We start from the raw sequence: 15,488 nt of genomic DNA on the forward strand, positions 1-15,488 counted from the left end.
GCGGGGGACGCCGGGAATCGGCTCACAAATAGACTCGCCCAGGGTCGGACCGGCTCGCCGGATCAACGCACGCTAGGCACGAAGGGGGCACCGATGGCCGCCATCTCCCGCGATGAGGTCGCGCACCTGGCGCGACTGTCGCGGCTCGCCGTCACCGAGGAGGAGCTGGCCACCTTCGCCGGTCAGCTCGACGTCATCCTGCAGGCGGTCGCGCGGGTCGGCGAGGTCACCGCCGCCGACATCCCGCCCACCTCACACTCGGTGCCGCTGACAAATGTGCTGCGCGACGACGTGGTGGTGCCCGGGCTGACCCCGGCGGAGGCGCTCGCCGGCGCCCCGGACGTCGAGGACCAGCGGTTCCGCGTACCGCGGATCCTGGACGAGGAGGCCTGAGCCGATGAGCGCGAGTGACCTGACCAGGATGACCGCCGCCGAGATCGCGGCCGCCGTGGCGGCCGGCGAGACGTCGGCCGTCGAGGTCGCCCAGGCGCACCTCGACCGGATCGCGGCCGTGGACGACCGGGTGCACGCCTTCCTGCACGTCGACACCGACGGCGCCCTTGCGGCGGCCCGCGCAGTGGACGCCCGGCGGGCGGCCGGCGAGCAGCTCGGGCCGCTGGCCGGGGTGCCGGTCGCGGTGAAGGACGTGCTGACCACCGTCGGGGTGCCGACCACCTGCGGATCGAAGATCCTCGAAGGGTGGCGCCCGCCGTACGACGCGACGATCGTGCGGCGGCTGGCCGACGCCGGCACCGTGATGCTCGGCAAGACCAACATGGACGAGTTCGCGATGGGCTCCTCCACCGAATACTCCGCCTACGGGCCGACCCGCAACCCGTGGGACACCGGCCGGATCCCGGGCGGCTCCGGCGGCGGCAGCGCGGCGTCGCTGGCCGCGTACGAGGCGCCGCTGGCGATCGGCACCGACACCGGCGGCTCGATCCGGCAGCCCGGCGCGGTCACCGGCACCGTCGGCGCCAAGCCCACTTACGGCGGCACCTCCCGGTACGGCCTGGTCGCCTTCTCGTCCTCACTGGACACCCCCGGCCCGTGCGCCCGCACGGTGCTGGACGCGGCGCTGCTGCACGCGGTGATCGGCGGGCACGACCCGCGCGACTCGACCTCCATCCCGCAGCCGGTGCCGGACGTGGTGGCCGCCGCCCGGGCCGGCGCCGAGGGGGACCTGACCGGCGTCAGGCTGGGCCTGGTCCGGGAGTTCTCCGGCGAGGGCGCCGAGCCGGGCGTGATGGCCGCCTTCCGGGACGCCGTGGACGCGCTGACCAAGCTCGGCGCCGAGGTGGTCGAGGTCTCCTGCCCGCACTTCCAGTACGCGCTGCCGGCGTACTACCTGATCGCGCCGAGCGAGTGCTCGTCCAACCTGGCCCGCTTCGACGGCGTCCGGTTCGGGCTGCGGGCTGGCGACGACGGCTCCAGGTCGCTGGAGGAGGTGATGTCGCTGACCCGCGACCAGGGCTTCGGCCCGGAGGTGAAGCGGCGCATCATCCTCGGCACCTACGCGCTCTCGTCCGGCTACTACGACGCCTACTACGGCCAGGCGCAGAAGGTGCGTACCCTGATCACCCGCGACTTCACCGCCGCGTTCGAGCAGGTCGACGTGCTGATCTCGCCGACCACGCCGTTCGTGGCGTTCCCGTTCGGGGCGCGCACCGCCGACCCGTACCAGATGTATCTGGCCGACCTCTACACCATCCCGTCGAACCTGTACGGCGGCCCGGGCATCTCGGTGCCGTGCGGGCTGTCCGAGGGGCTGCCGGTCGGCTTGCAGGTGATGGCCCCGACGATGGCCGACGACCGGATGTACCGCGTCGCGGCCGCCCTGGAATCGGCGGTTGGCACCCTCACCCCACCGGAGCTCTGAGACGCGGATGCTCACCCGCATCGAGATCGACGGCTTCAAGTCCTTCCGGAACTTCGAGTTGGACGTGCCGCCGTTTCTCGTGATCATCGGGCGGAACGCGGCGGGGAAGTCGAACCTGTTCGACGCGATCCAGTTCCTGGCCGGGCTCGCGGGTGACCCGGTGCTGGAGGCCGCACATCAGATGCGGGGCGAGACCGTCGACCTGTTCCACCAACACACCGACGGCAGTCGCGTCGAGCGGATGACCTTCGCCGTGGAGGTGCTGCTGAACCGTTCGGTGACCGACGCGTTCGGCGACACCGCCGAGGTGAGCCACTCCCGCCTGCGGTACGACCTCACGATCGAGATGCGGCCCTCAGGCGGCGGGGGCGGTCTGCGGCCATACGTCGTGCGAGAGTCGGCGCGGCGAATCCGCCGAGCGGATGACGAGTGGTTGAAGACGTACGTCCCGCAGGGCCGGCGGGCATCGGTTGTTGTCTACAGCAGCGCCGCCGCGGAGTTGCTGGAGACCGAGGAAGACGAGCAGGGCCGAGCGGTCTTCAGCATCCGGCAGCAGGGCAACCAAGGGCGGAAACGGAAGCTGCCGGCTACCGCCGCGACCGCGACGGTGTTGTCCAGCCTGACGACGGCCACCGAGTTTCCGCTGCTCTACGCGTTGAAGCGGGAGTTGCAGTCCTGGCGGTTGCTGCATCTGGACCCGAGCGCGCTACGGACGCCCGACGCGTACGACGATCCGGACAGGCTGGCCCCCAACGGCGCCCACCTGGCCAACGCGTTGCGTTTTCTCGCCAACGAGACAGCCACCGAGGACCGGCCCGATGGCGTGCTCAACGATCTCTCCGCCGACGTGGCTGCCGTCATCCCCGGCGTTGTCAAGGTGCGCCTGGCCGAGGACGACGCTCGCCGCCAGCGGCAGGTCGAGGTGGTGACCCGCGACGAGGCGCCCTTCTCCGCGCGGGTGGCCTCCGACGGCACCCTGCGGGCGATTGCGCTGCTCACCGCGCTGTATGACCCGCGCGGTGCCGGGCTGATCTGTTTCGAGGAGCCCGAGAATGGCATCTTCCCGCAACGGCTTGCCCAGTTCGTGCGTTATCTGCGAACACTCGTCGAACAGGCGCTGACGAACGGCGACAATGGCCGGGAACGGCGCCTGACACAGCTCATCCTGAGCAGCCATTCGCCGGCGATCCTGCGCGCGCTCGCGCCGAAGGGCGAGGCCGGCCGTCCGGACGCGATCTATCTCGACGTGGTGACCCGGGTCCGGAAGGGCGAGCCGCGTAGCCGTGCCACCCGCCGTCGATTCATCGGTGGCGATCAGCTCACCCTGGACGCCCTGCATCAGGGTGGGTTGGTCAGCAGGTCGGAGATCGCGGAGTTCGAGGTTCTGGAGATGCTGGATCGCTGATGCGTTACCTCTCAACCGCGCTGGTCTCGGAGGGCGTCACCGACGACCAGTTCCTACCCCGGTTGCTCAGCCGCGCCCTGACGGAGCTCTGCCTGACCGAGTTCGACGACTCCGTCGAGGTGGCGGAGGTGCAGCCGCTGCGGGACCACCGCGGTCCCAGCTCCATCGGCCAACTGCTCGACATCGTCGAACGCAACAAGGGCGCCTTCAACCTGGTCTTCTTCCATCGCGATCAAGGGGCCAACCCCCATCGGGTACGCGAGGAGTGGCTGGAGCCGCTGCGGTAGCGCTGGGTCGGACGCACCGAACAACTCGTCGCCGTCGTGCCGGTTCGCGAGACCGAAGCCTGGTTGTTGGCCGATGGCCAGGCATTGCGCGACGCGCTCGGGGTGCGCTGGTCCGACGTCGACATGGGCCTACCCGCCAGCCCGCGCGAGGTGGAGCGCATCGTCGACCCCAAGAAGCTGCTCAACGACGTGACCGGCCGCGTCAGTCGCACGGTGACCGATCACTTCGGGCAGCTCGGCGAGTTGGTCTCCCTGCAGCGGCTCGACTCCGTACCCGCGTATCGACGGTGGTGGGACGATACCCGTGACGCGCTCGAATCTCTCGGCTACCGGCCGGGTTGACAATTCGGGCGCTCTGGAATGCTCGCTGGTCACCCGCGACTTCACCGCCGCGTTCGAGCAGGTCGACTCACGATGTCGGGGTGTAGGCAGGCGGGATGCTGGGTACCTCGCGCCCGACCCCCGCAGTCCTGCCCAGGAGGACCCCCTCATGACCGTCGTGCTCGCCGTTGTCTGCAGCGACGGGGTGGTGATCGGCGCGGACTCCCAGATCACCGAGAGCGACCGCGGTCTGAGCTTCCCCGCCCAGAAGCTGTACCCGCTGGGCCCCTGCGCCGCCTGGGGCGGCAGCGGCGCGCGGGGGGTACTCAACGACCTGCGCCCCCTCCTTGACGACTCGGCCGCGGCCATCCTCGAAGCACCCGACATCGGCGACGAGTTGCAGGAACGCGTCCTGCCCATCTTCAAGAAGCACTACGAGAACTACATCCCGGAGGTGCCCGGCGAGGGCGACGGCGGCGGGGTGTCGGCGTACCTGCTCGCGGCCGGCTACAGCCAGGGTGCGCCGTGGATCGTGGAGATCAACCCCAACGGGCTCATCGGCCGTTACGAGGACGTGGGCTTCCACGCCATCGGCTCCGGCGCGCCAATGGCCCAGCAGGCCGGCGCGCTGCTGTCCCACTTCCGGATGACCACCCGGACCGTCGAGTACGGCGTGGTCGGCGTGGTGCGGGTGCTGGAGGCGCTGGATCGGACCTCGCCGTCGGTCGGCGGGCCGTTCAGCGTCGCGTGCATCCGCGAGGAGGGCGCCCACCACCTCGACGAGAAGGAGATCACCAAGGCGCGCAAGGACGCCCAGCGCTGGCGCGACCTCGAACAGAAAGCGCTCGACCGGCTGTTCGACTGACCCCGACGGGTGGCCGGCGACGACCGGCACGGTGAGCGATGCACGGCTGGCTGCCCAGCGACAACGGGGCGTCCCAACGACGGCGTTTTGCGCGCGGCGACAGCGGCGAGGTCCTGGAATGATCGCTGTTCATGGTTCTGTCGCGTGCGTGGTCGGTGTTCCTGGTCGCGGTCGGGGTGTGGAACTGGGTGATCTGGCCCCGGTTCGCGGTCGCGATCTGGAACGACACCCGCGCCTGGTCGAGCGGGGTGGTCGGGGACGGGACGCCGACCGGCTTCCTCTGGGTGCACGCCGCGTTGATCGCCGTCTCGCTGGTGACCGGCACGGCGGTCGCCTGGCTGGGCATCCGCGGCCTACGCACCCGCCGGACCACCGCCCACCCCGAATAACCGGGTACGCCGACAGCCACGCCACCACCCACCGCCACCAGGTGGCCTGGTCGACCGGGAGCCGGGCAGCGCAGGCGGCCAGGTTGCCGATGCCCAGCACCTCAGAAGCCGCAGACCGACGACCAACCCGCCTGCCCGCGCCGCGATTCCCTTGTTGATCTGAGCGCCACTGCTGTTAAACGTCACCGGTAACAGCACTGGCGCTCAGATCAACAACCTTCCAACCCGCGACAACGCCCGCCTGAACAACCGGGGTAACGCCGAGAGCTACGCCGTCGCGTTGTCGTCGTCGGCGCGGCAGGCGGACACGAAGGTCTGCCATGCAGTCGGGGTGAAGCTCAGGGTGCCACCGTCGCGGTCCTTGGTGTCACGGACCAGCACGCGGTCGAGGAGGTTGTCGGCCACCTCCACACATCCCCCGCCGGTTCCGTTGCTCCGGGTTGACTTGTGCCAGTTCGGGGCGGTGCTCATGTCGTCCATGACTGCGCTGCTCTCATGAATCGAGGTGCCGCCCGAGGAGGCGCACCGATTCACGATGCCGCCAACCCCCACCGGCACTCTGTCAGGTGGCCACGACCCGGCCGCCGTGCCGGCCGAGGTGCAGGTCGACGCCTTCCGGATGCTGCTCGCCCGGCACGTCCCCGCCGCCGACGGGCGGTGCACCTGCGGCCGGCCGCTCGGCGAGGAGACCGGCCGGTGCCACTACGCCCGGCAGGCCCAGAAAGCCCTCACCCGGCTCCTCGGCGAATGCCCGTGATCACGAAGGATCCGGTGTGCTGACGCGCACCGGATCCTTCAAGATCATTCGGTAGGCGGGTCAGTCCTCATCGTCGAAGGGTTCGTCGCTCCAGCGCCACCAGGCGTCGTCGCCGTCGATGTGCAGGAGGAACTCTGGCACCCGTACGCCGTCGGGGTCGATGAGGTGGACGGCGGCCCGGATCCGGTCGTAGGCCGCCTCCGAGCCGGGGATGTCCTCGGCCGTCGTCAGGCGCAGCTCCTCGACGAAGAGCGGCCGCACCGCCTCGAACGCCGGGGTGGGCCGCAACTCGGCGTTCAGCCAGGGGAAGTCCCCGTCCGTCACCGCCAGATCGGCGAGGTGTCCGCCGTTTACGCCAACCAACCGCCACACCTGGCCGCCGAAGCCCATCGCGCCACACCCTTCCCGTCGGCACCGCAGTGTAGGGGCGACTCGCCACCGCCCTAGACTTGACCGGTCCGACCGGAGATGAGGTTCTGATGAGCACGATCGTCCTTCCCTCGTACGACGAGGTCGTCGAGCGCTACGAGCCGGTGATCGGCCTGGAGACCCACGTCGAACTGGGCACGAACACGAAGATGTTCTGCGGCTGCCCGACCGACTTCGGCGGCGAGCCGAACACCCGGGTCTGCCCGGTCTGCCTCGGGCTGCCCGGCACGCTGCCGGTGGCGAACCGGGCCGCGATCGAGGCGACCATCCGGATCGGCCTCGCGCTGAACTGCTCCATCGCCGGATGGTGCCGGTTCGCGCGGAAGAACTACTTCTACCCCGACATGCCGAAGAACTTCCAGATCAGCCAGTACGACGAGCCGCTCTGCGTCGACGGCTTCCTGGACGTGGAGGTGGTCGGCGAGTCGGGCGAGACCGAGCTGGTGCGGATCGGCATCGAGCGGGTGCACCTGGAGGAGGACACCGGCAAGACGCTGCACGTCGGCGGCGCGACCGGCCGGATCCACGGCGCCACCGAATCACTCGTCGACTACAACCGGGCCGGCATCCCGCTGGTGGAGATCGTCACCAAGCCGGTGCCCGGCACCGGCGCGCTCGCCCCGGCGGTGGCCCGCGCCTACGTCACCGAGCTGCGCGACGTGCTCCGCTCGCTCGGCGTCTCCGACGTCCGGATGGAGGAGGGCTCGCTGCGCTGCGACGTCAACACGTCGCTGTCGCCGGTGGGCGCCACCGAGTGGGGCACCCGGACCGAGACCAAGAACGTCAACTCGCTGCGCTCGGTCGAGCGGGCGGTCCGCTCCGAAATGCTGCGGCAGGCCGCCGTCCTCTACGGCGGGGGCCACATCATCCAGGAGACCCGGCACTTCCAGGAGGACACCGGCGACACCAGGCCGGGCCGGTCCAAGGAGACCGCCACCGACTACCGCTACTTCCCCGAGCCGGACCTGGTGCCGCTGGCGCCGGACCCGGCCTGGGTGGCCGAGCTGAAGGCCGGCCTGCCGGAGCTGCCCCGGGACCACCGCCGCCGGCTGCAGGAGCAGTGGGGGCTGTCGGACCTGGACATGCAGTCGGTGCTCAACGCCGGCGCGGTCGAGCTGATCGAGCGGACCGTGGCCGCCGGCGCCACCCCGGCCGCCGCCCGGAAGTGGTGGCTGGGTGAACTCTCCCGGCGGGCCAACGAGACCGGGGTCGAGCTGGCCGCCGTCGGCGCCACCCCGGAGCAGGTCGCCGCCCTGCAGCGGCTCGTCGACGAGGGCAAGCTCAACGACAAGCTCGCCCGGGTGGTGCTCGAAGGGGTGGTCGCCGGGGAGGGCGACCCGGCCGAGGTGATGGCCGCCCGGGGCCTGGAGGTGGTCTCGGACACCGGCGCGCTGACCGCCGCCGTGGACGAGGCGATCGCCGCCAACCCGGCGATCGCCGACAAGATCCGCGACGGCAAGGTGGCCGCGGCGGGCGCCCTGGTCGGCGCGGTCATGAAGAGCACCCGGGGCCAGGCCGACGCCAAGGCCGTCCGGGAACTCATCCTGGCCCGCCTCGGCGTCACCGGCTGACCAAACGCCGCGCCGCGCCGGGGCCTGCGCCGCGCCGCGCCGGGGCCTGCGCCGCGCCGCGCCGGGGCCTGCGCCGCGCCGGCCCGATCAGGTACGCGACCTGCGGTCAGCCGGTCGGCGACGGGGCTGGACTGCCGTTCGGCGTGGCGGCCGGGCTGCCGGACGGGGTGGCCGAGCCGGTGGGTTCCGGCTCGGGCTGCCGCACCAGGTGCCGCTCCAGGCTGACCTGGGCCTCCCCGGTGCCGCCGACCTGGATGTCGTCGTACGCCTGCAGTTGGCGCTCCTCGTCGAAGTAGAGCACCGACAGCGCCAGCGGCAGCGGTTCCTCGCCCTCCAGGCCGCGCAGCCCGGCGCCGCCGGTGGAGCCCTGCACCATCAGTTCGGTCGGGATCGCGCCGGGCAGCTCCGGCAGCGTGCGGACCTGCCGGTTGTGGGTGTGCCCGGCCAGCACGAGCGGGCAGGCGCCGGTGAGCGGTTCCGCGGAGGCGGGATCGTGCACCAGCGCGATGTCCACCGGTCGGTCCGCGTTGCGGATCGTGCTGGCCAGGGTCGCGCCGGTGAGCAGCAACTGGTTTGCGGTCTCCTGGGTGGCGTCAGGGCCGGCCGGGGAGGTCGCCTTGTCCGGGGTGAACCGCGGGTCGGCGATGCCGGCGATGGTCAGCCCGCCGGCCGTGGTGATCGAGTTGTCCAGCACGATCGCGTTCGGCTGGGCGGCCACCGCCTCGGTGGTGGCGGCCGAGTCGTGGTTGCCCCGGATGAAGACGTAGGGCACCTGCAGCAGCCCGATCGAGCCGACGAAGGACGCCTCCGGCTCGCTGCCCCAGTCGGTCATGTCCCCGGTGTCGATCACCACGTCGATGTCGAACTGCTCGACCACGGTCCGCATCACCTGCCAGGCGGTCGGATTCAGGTGCAGGTCGGAGACGTGCAACGCCCGGGTGGTCCCCTCGGCCGGCTCGAACACCGGTAGCGTGGAGACCGTGGTGTAGAGCTGGCTGACGTTGCCGACCATCCGCCGGAGCTGCTCGGCGTACTTGTTGTAGTCGTTGGCGATGCGCCGGGCGTCGCCGACGATCGCCGGGGCGTTGACCAGCAGCCCCTCGTAGCGCGGTTCCTGGATCGACTGCGGTCGGATGGTCGCCGCGGCCGCCCCGATGCTGCCCGCGGTGATCGCCACCGCCAGCCCGCCCGACCAGGCCACCCGGCGGACGTCCCGGAAGGTCAGGGCGGCCAGCAGCAGGGTGGCCAGCACCGAGGCGGCCACCGTACGCATGCCGAGCCGGATCACCCCGTTCGTGACGTCCTGGACCGCCGTCTGGCTGGCCCGCGCGATGCTCGCCGGGTCGCCGATCAGCGCCTCGGTCCGCCGCTGGTCGAGCGCGCCCAGTTTGACGGAGAGGTGGGCCGGGCCGTGGTGGCTGTCGAGTTGGAGTGCGCCCAGCGGCGGGATGCTCACCGTCGTGCCGCCGGCGACCGACGGGGTGATCGCCATCTCCGCCCGGAACGGGCCGATGTCGGACTGGGTGTGGCCACCGATCAGGACACCGATCACCACACCCGACACGGAGACCACGAGTACGGCCAGGGCGAGCCCCAGCCGTCGGACGGCGGGCGAACCCACCACCCGGGCACCACCGCGCCGCAACGCGCCGCCGAGCCGCGGCGCGCCGCCACCGTCGCGCCGCAGCGGGCCGTCGGGGGCGCCGAGCCGGCGCAGCCGGTCGAGCACCCACCGCCGGGTCGTGGTGCGGTCCGGCCGCCCGTCGTGCTGCCTGTCCATGCTCAAATCATGACCTGTTCGGGAGGGATTCTTCGACCTCGTCGCAGACCGCCGCCGCGACTTTGACCTGGGGATTCACGCTGACCGTTGCGGCGGGTTCCGGGTCCGGGTCAGCTCCGGCCGGCGCCACCGCCGGAGAACACCAGCCGGATGATCCGGTCGTCGTCCGGACCGGGGTCGCCGCTCTGGTCATGGTTGGAGGTGGAGACCCAGAGTGAGCCGTCCGGCGCCAGCGTGGCGCCCCGCAACCGACCGTACTCGCCGGTGAGCAGTGCCCGCGGTTGGCCGAGCACTCCGCCGGCCGCGGTCGGCTCCACCAGCCAGAGGCGTTCGCCGCGTAGGCAGGCCACGGCCAGCAGCCGGTCCACCACGGCGGCGCCGGAACAGGACGATTCGCTCGTCGGCCAGACCACCAGGGGCTCGGCGAACCGCTCCCGCTGGGCGCCGGTCTCGGCCCGGCCCTCCACCTCCGGCCAGCCGTAGTTGGCGCCGGGCTCGATGAGGTTCACCTCGTCCCAGGTGTTCTGGCCGAACTCGGTGGCGAACATCCGCTGGTTGGCGTCCCAGGCGATGCCCTGCACGTTGCGGTGTCCCAGCGACCAGACCAGCGACTTCGGAAACGGGTTGTCCGGTGTCGGTGCGCCGCTGGGGGTCATCCGCAGGATCTTGCCGCCCAGACTCTTGACGTCCTGCGAGTTGGCCTCCCGCGAGGCGTCGCCGGTGCTCGCGTAGAGGTGCCCGTCCGGGCCGAAGGCGAGGCCACCGCCGTTGTGGATGCCCGCGCGGGGGATGCCGGTGACGATCGGGGTCGGCTCCCCGCCGAGGGTGAGCCTGGCGATCCGGTTGTCGGTGCGGGTGGAGTAGTAGACGAAGACGGTCTCGTCCCGCTCGTAGTCCGGCGAGACCGCGATGCCCAGCAGGCCACCCTCGCCGCTCGCGTCGACCTCGTCGAGGGTCTGCACCGGGGTGACGGTGAGCCCGTCGGGCCCGGATTCCGGACCCACCCGCAGGATTCGGGCGGTGTCCCGCTCGGTCACCAGCGCCGCCCCGTCCGGCAGGAACGCGATCCCCCACGGCACCCGCAACCCCTTGGCCAGCACGGAGACCGCCACCTGCTGATCGACGCCGCCCTGGGTGGGGGAGACGGAGGGGGTGGGGAAGGTGGGTGGCTCGCCGGCGGGGTCGGGCTCCGGTTCGCCGAAGCTGCAGCCGGTGGTCACCAGGAGCGCCGCGCCGCAGAGCGCGAGCGCCGCCCGGCGACGGCGGGAGCGGGGGTACGGCTGGCGGGCTCTCATCGGGCCCAGCGTAGTCCGGCGCCGCGGACTCGGCGGAGGTGCCGGTCGACCTGCCCGGGCGGGTGGTCGGATCGGCCGCTATCGTCAGCCCCCGTGAAGGTCTGGATCCCCCACGAGCAGGGCCGCGAGCTGATCGGCACGGTCCCGGACGGGGTCGTCGTCGAGGTCGCACCCGGTCCCGACGAGCTGCCGTCCGACCCGGCCGGGGTGCGGTTCTGGGTGCCGCCCTTCCTGGCCCAGGCGGACGCGGTCCGGGCGGCGGCGCGCCTGTCCGATCTGCGGGTGGTGCAGCTGCTCTCGGCGGGCGCCGACGCCTGGGTGGGGAAGCTGCCCGACTCGGTCACCCTCTGCGACGCGCGCGGCGTACACGATTCGCCGACCGCGGAGTGGGTGGTCGCGGCGATCCTGTCCCACCTGCGGTCGTTCCCCACCTTCGCCCGTGCCCAGCCCCGGCACGAGTGGACCTACTCCCGGGTCGCGCCCACCGACGAGCTGGCCGGCAAGCGGATCCTGATCATCGGCGCCGGCTCGATCGGGGCGGCGTTGCGGTCCCGGCTGGCGCCGTTCGAGGTCGAGTTGACGATGGCCGCCCGGACCGCCCGGCCGGCCGAGGGCGTACATGGGGTGTCGGAGTTGCCGGAGTTGCTGCCGGCGGCGGACATCGTGGTGTTGCTGGTGCCGCTGACCGAGCAGACCCGGGGCATGGTCGACGCCGAGTTCCTGGCCGCGATGCCGGACGGCGCGTTGCTGGTGAACGCCGCCCGGGGGCCGGTGGTGCGCACCGACGACCTGCTCGCCGAGCTGGCCACCGGCCGGATCTCGGCGGCGGCGGACGTCACCGACCCGGAGCCACTGCCGGCCGGCCACCCGCTCTGGGAGCTGCCGAACTTTCTGCTCACTCCGCACGTCGGCGGCTCGGTACGCGGCCTGCTGCCGCGCGCCTACCGGCTGGCCGGCGAGCAGCTGCGCCGGTACGCGGCGGGCCAGCCGCTGATCAACGAGGTGGTGGACGGCTACTGACCGGACCCGCCGGCTCCGGACCTGTCGCCCGGTCGCCGGTCTCCGTCGGCGCCGGCCGGGCGCTCTTCGACGGGTTGCCCGCCGTCCGCCGGGTCGGCGCCGGGCTCGTCCTCCGGGCCGCCGGGTGCGGGGTCGCCGGCAGCGGCGTGGCCGATCAGCGGTTGCCCGCTGGCGGCGACGAGTCTGGGCAGGTCGGTGGCGCGGACCGCGGGTAGCGGGGTGGCCCGCCCGTCGGCCAGCCGGGCGACCGCCCGGCCGTCCGCGCCGGCGGCGAGTTCGCTGATCTCGGGCCACGGGATCAGGCGCTGACTGAGCAGCGCCCGGACGCGTACCCCGGCGGGGTCGGCGTCGGTGCCGGCCCGGAAGGCCCAGATCCCGACGCCGAGCGGGACCAGCAGCACCGGTAGGAAATACCACCGGGCGGTCGCCAGCGGGAGGGCGCCGATGAAGGCGATCAGCGCGGCGACCCAGATCGCCTGGCTGTGTCGGAAGCGGACCCGGTGGCCCGGGGCGCTCCGCCGGTCGGGGTCGGGGCCGGTCACCCCGCGCTCCTCGTGCCGGTCACCCGGCGATGCTCGCACGTCACCCGGCGATTTTCGCACCAAACCGGGCGCGGTGCCCGGTCCGGCCCGGGGGCGTGTCCGCCGAACTGAGTAGTAGGGATGTCAGCGAAACTGAGTATCGGTCGGGCAGAATGAGTCGGGTTGCCGCGTAACCCATGCCCCCCACCGTTCGTTAGGGGTTGATAGGCGTGGTCCGGCCCTCATCCGGCCCAGGTCTGTCTCACGCGCCGTGCCCCCTTCACGAAGGCGAACCAGAACATGCCCGTGGCGCAACACCTGCGCGCTGGAACCCGCCGACATCAGGTCCGCGGACCGGAACTCGTCGCCGCCTCGACGGCGCTGCTCATCCTGCTCGGCGCGGCGGGCGGCGGACTTCCGCCGTACCCCGCGGCGGCCGTCGCGGTCGGGCTGACCACCGCGGTGGTCACCACCCGGCTGGTCCGGCTCGCCCTGCGGCTGCACGCCGGACACGGCTTCGGCCCCTGTCGTGGGGCCGGTTTCCTGGCCATGGGGGTGCTCGCCAGCGGCGGCACGCTGACCGCCGTGACGCTCGCCCCGCCGGCCGCCCGGACCCAGGTGGCGGTCACCGGCCTGGTCGTCGCCATCGCCCTGTTCCTGCTCGGCATGCTGTTGCTGCCCGGCACGGCAAGCACGGTGTCGATCCGGCTGCGGCGCGGCTTCGACGGGCTGAGTCTCGGCATCAGCCTGGCCTTCTCCGCCTGGGTCATCCCGCCCGCCGGCCGGATGCCACCGGTGGCCCTGGTGGCCGGGCTGCTCGCCGCCGGCGCGCTGTCGATCATCACGATCACCGCCCTGCGGGCGGCCGCGCACCGCCGGGCGGCGCTGTTCTGCGGGGCCGGCGCGGGTACCGGGGTGGTCGGGCTCGCCGTGCTGACCATGATGCTGGCCTACCAGGCACCGCCGGCGGCGGTGCTGCTGCCGGCCGGGGCGTTGGTGCTCGGTCCGGTGCTGGCCGGGTTCGGGGCCCGGCGGGCCGATCCGGTGCACCGGCCGACGGACCGTGAGCTACCCGAGACGCATGTGTCGGCGTACCCGTTGCTCACCGTGCCGGCCGTGGTGGCGACGCTGGCCGCGGTCTACCGGCTGGTCACCGTCGGGGAGTTCGACCGGACGTCGATCGTGCTGGGGCTGGCGGTCATCCCGACCCTGGTGGTCCGGGAGGTGCTCGCCGTCTTCGACATCCGGCGGTACGCCCGCCGGTTGGTCAGCCAGGAGGCGCACTTCCGGTCGCTGGTCTCGGGCGCCAACGACCTGACCCTGGTGGTCGGCGACGACCTGCTGGTCCGCTGGCAGTCGCCGGCCGCGGCCCGGCTGTTCGGACTCTCCGACGCCGAGGTCCTCGGGCGCCCGTTCGCGGACCTGATGCACCCCGACGACGGACCCGACGTGACCGCCGTGCTCACCGACGTGCTCACCGGCCGGCAGCTGTCCACCGGGCGTCCGCCGCTGGTCACCGCGCGGCTCGCGGACGGCCACGGCGCCTGGCGGGAGACCGAGTCCACGGTCAGCGACCAGCGTTCGGTGCCGGAGGTGGGGGCGCTCGTGGTGCACGTCCGCGACGTCGGCGAACGCCGCCGGCTGGAACGCACCCTGCACCACCTCTCCTTCACCGACCAGCTCACCGGGCTGGCCAACCGGCGTGAGCTGATGCGGGCGATCGTCACCCAGCGCGGGGTGCCGGGGCACACCGGCGCGGTGCTCGTGGTCGACCTGCACGGGATGGCCGGGGTCAACGACGTGCACGGCCGCGAGGTCGGCGACACCGTCCTGATCGAGGTCGGCCGGCGGTTGCAGGACGTGGCGGGCTGCGACGACGTGGTGGCCCGGCTCGGTGGCGACGAGTTCGCACTGGTCACCGTGGACGGTCCGGTGCTGGCGTACGGGCTGGGCACCCGGCTGCTGACGGTGCTCACCGAGCCGTACCAGCTGCCCGGGGCCGTGGTGACGCTGGGGGTGAGCATCGGGCTGGCCGACCTCTCCGGTGGCGACGGCGTCGACGACGTGCTGCGCCGGGCCGACCTCGCCCGGCGCCGGGCCCGCCAGCTCGGCCGCAATCGGGTGGAGTGGTATGACGCCTACCTGGCGGAGCAGCTCGACCGCCGGATGGATCTGGAACGCGAGCTGCCCGGCGCGGTCAAGCGCGGCGAGCTGGATCTGGTCTACCAGCCGGTGCTCGGGCTGCACGACCAGCAGCCGGTGGGGACCGAGGCGTTCCTGCGCTGGCGCAGCCCGGCGCTCGGCACGGTCCTGCCGGCCGAGCTGCTGCCGGTCGCCGACGACCTAGGGCTCCTCGACGAGCTGGGTCGTTGGGTGATCCAGACGGCCTGCCGGCAGCTCGCGATCTGGTCGCACGGCGGGCGGCGGCTCTGGATGGCGGTGAACGTCTCGCCGGGAGAGCTCTGCGCCGACGACTTCCTGTCGGCCGTCTCGGCCGCCCTGACCGCGTACCAGCTCGCTCCGGACCGGTTGGTGGTGGAGGTCGCCGAGCCGCGGGTGGCCGCCGAGCTGCCGCCGGTGGTCAGCCAGCTCGCCGAGCTGCGCGCGTTGGGCGTCCGGACCGCGCTCGACGACTTCGGCACCGGTCAGGCGTCGCTGGCGCAGCTGCGCCGGATGCCGGTGGACTTCCTGAAGGTCGATCGTGGACTGGTGGTCGATCGGAGCGCCTGGCGGGGACAGAGCCGACCGCTCATCGACGTGGTGGTCAGCCTCGGCCGCCGGCTCGGCGTGGAGATCATCGCCGAGGGGCTGGAATCGGTCGAGCAGGTCGACCAGGCCCGTACCGCCGGCTGCCGGTTCGGCCAGGGCAACGCGCTGTCCCGGCCGGCCCCGGCGGAGCGGGTGGAGGCGTATCTGGAGGAGTTCCCGGCCCCCTCGCGGTGAGTCGCTCCGGTCCGCATCACTTAACC

General features: G+C 72.4%; 15 protein-coding genes and 1 pseudogene. 11 read left to right on the plus strand and 5 right to left on the minus strand.

The genetic code is table 11. The annotated features are described in order from the left end of the window. The first annotated feature begins 93 nt into the window (after nucleotides 1-93). From gatC to O7627_RS08795, 7 genes are all read left to right on the plus strand, one after another. On the plus strand, nucleotides 94-393 hold the full coding sequence (gatC, locus tag O7627_RS08765) for an Asp-tRNA(Asn)/Glu-tRNA(Gln) amidotransferase subunit GatC (RefSeq protein WP_278092995.1): 300 nt from the start codon (nucleotides 94-96) through the stop codon (nucleotides 391-393). 4 nt (nucleotides 394-397) lie between these two features. Then, entirely contained in the window at nucleotides 398-1,879 is a 1,482-nt protein-coding gene (gene gatA / locus O7627_RS08770; RefSeq protein WP_278092996.1) for an Asp-tRNA(Asn)/Glu-tRNA(Gln) amidotransferase subunit GatA, read from the plus strand. Between the two features lie 7 nt (nucleotides 1,880-1,886). Further along, nucleotides 1,887-3,284, plus strand: coding sequence for an AAA family ATPase (locus tag O7627_RS08775; RefSeq protein WP_278092997.1), 1,398 nt, complete (start codon nucleotides 1,887-1,889; stop codon nucleotides 3,282-3,284). Continuing rightward, complete coding sequence (locus tag O7627_RS08780; protein ID WP_278092998.1) at nucleotides 3,284-3,571, plus strand: hypothetical protein; 288 nt, start codon at nucleotides 3,284-3,286, stop codon at nucleotides 3,569-3,571. Before O7627_RS08775 ends, O7627_RS08780 begins: the two co-directional genes overlap by 1 nt. Before the next feature lie 36 nt (nucleotides 3,572-3,607). Continuing rightward, nucleotides 3,608-3,913, plus strand: a complete 306-nt coding sequence (locus O7627_RS08785) for a hypothetical protein (protein WP_347404648.1) — start codon at nucleotides 3,608-3,610, stop codon at nucleotides 3,911-3,913. 148 nt (nucleotides 3,914-4,061) lie between these two features. Continuing rightward, on the plus strand, nucleotides 4,062-4,757 hold the full coding sequence (locus tag O7627_RS08790) for a proteasome protein (protein WP_278092999.1): 696 nt from the start codon (nucleotides 4,062-4,064) through the stop codon (nucleotides 4,755-4,757). Between the two features lie 131 nt (nucleotides 4,758-4,888). After that, on the plus strand, nucleotides 4,889-5,146 hold the full coding sequence (locus O7627_RS08795) for a hypothetical protein (RefSeq protein ID WP_278093000.1): 258 nt from the start codon (nucleotides 4,889-4,891) through the stop codon (nucleotides 5,144-5,146). Nucleotides 5,147-5,413: 267 nt separating this feature from the next. Here the strand turns inward: O7627_RS08795 and O7627_RS08800 are convergent, their stop codons facing one another. Then, entirely contained in the window at nucleotides 5,414-5,617 is a 204-nt protein-coding gene (locus O7627_RS08800; RefSeq protein ID WP_278098216.1) for a DUF397 domain-containing protein, read from the minus strand. Between the two features lie 64 nt (nucleotides 5,618-5,681). On the opposite strand from O7627_RS08800, the gene O7627_RS08805 reads away from it, so the two are divergent. Beyond that, nucleotides 5,682-5,903, plus strand: a complete 222-nt coding sequence (locus tag O7627_RS08805) for a hypothetical protein (protein WP_278093001.1) — start codon at nucleotides 5,682-5,684, stop codon at nucleotides 5,901-5,903. A 60-nt stretch (nucleotides 5,904-5,963) separates the two neighbouring features. Here O7627_RS08805 and O7627_RS08810 read toward each other — a convergent pair whose 3' ends face one another. Beyond that, nucleotides 5,964-6,293: a hypothetical protein gene (locus tag O7627_RS08810; protein WP_278093002.1), complete on the minus strand. Its 330-nt coding sequence runs from the start codon at nucleotides 6,291-6,293 to the stop codon at nucleotides 5,964-5,966. A gap of 89 nt (nucleotides 6,294-6,382) precedes the next feature. On the opposite strand from O7627_RS08810, the gene gatB reads away from it, so the two are divergent. Then, a complete protein-coding gene (gene gatB, locus O7627_RS08815) occupies nucleotides 6,383-7,903 on the plus strand; it encodes an Asp-tRNA(Asn)/Glu-tRNA(Gln) amidotransferase subunit GatB (protein ID WP_278093003.1) in 1,521 nt (506 codons plus the stop codon). Nucleotides 7,904-8,009: 106 nt separating this feature from the next. Here the strand turns inward: gatB and O7627_RS08820 are convergent, their stop codons facing one another. Further along, complete coding sequence (locus tag O7627_RS08820; RefSeq protein WP_347404649.1) at nucleotides 8,010-9,683, minus strand: metallophosphoesterase; 1,674 nt, start codon at nucleotides 9,681-9,683, stop codon at nucleotides 8,010-8,012. Between the two features lie 110 nt (nucleotides 9,684-9,793). Beyond that, nucleotides 9,794-10,978, minus strand: coding sequence for a PQQ-dependent sugar dehydrogenase (locus O7627_RS08825; protein WP_278093004.1), 1,185 nt, complete (start codon nucleotides 10,976-10,978; stop codon nucleotides 9,794-9,796). A gap of 93 nt (nucleotides 10,979-11,071) precedes the next feature. Here O7627_RS08825 and O7627_RS08830 point away from each other — a divergent pair, with 93 nt between their 5' ends. Next, nucleotides 11,072-11,998, plus strand: a complete 927-nt coding sequence (locus O7627_RS08830; protein ID WP_278093005.1) for a 2-hydroxyacid dehydrogenase — start codon at nucleotides 11,072-11,074, stop codon at nucleotides 11,996-11,998. Nucleotides 11,999-12,153: 155 nt separating this feature from the next. On the opposite strand, the pseudogene O7627_RS08835 reads toward O7627_RS08830, so the two are convergent. Continuing rightward, a pseudogene (locus tag O7627_RS08835) lies at nucleotides 12,154-12,540 on the minus strand (PH domain-containing protein); the annotation flags it as partial. A 279-nt stretch (nucleotides 12,541-12,819) separates the two neighbouring features. Between O7627_RS08835 and O7627_RS08840 the strand changes: the two are divergent. After that, nucleotides 12,820-15,462 (plus strand): EAL domain-containing protein, encoded by a 2,643-nt coding sequence (locus O7627_RS08840; protein ID WP_278093006.1) that lies wholly within the window; start codon nucleotides 12,820-12,822, stop codon nucleotides 15,460-15,462. Nucleotides 15,463-15,488 lie beyond the last annotated feature (26 nt).

The sequence above is a fragment of the Solwaraspora sp. WMMD1047 genome, from assembly GCF_029626155.1.
GTDB lineage: Bacteria > Actinomycetota > Actinomycetes > Mycobacteriales > Micromonosporaceae > WMMD1047.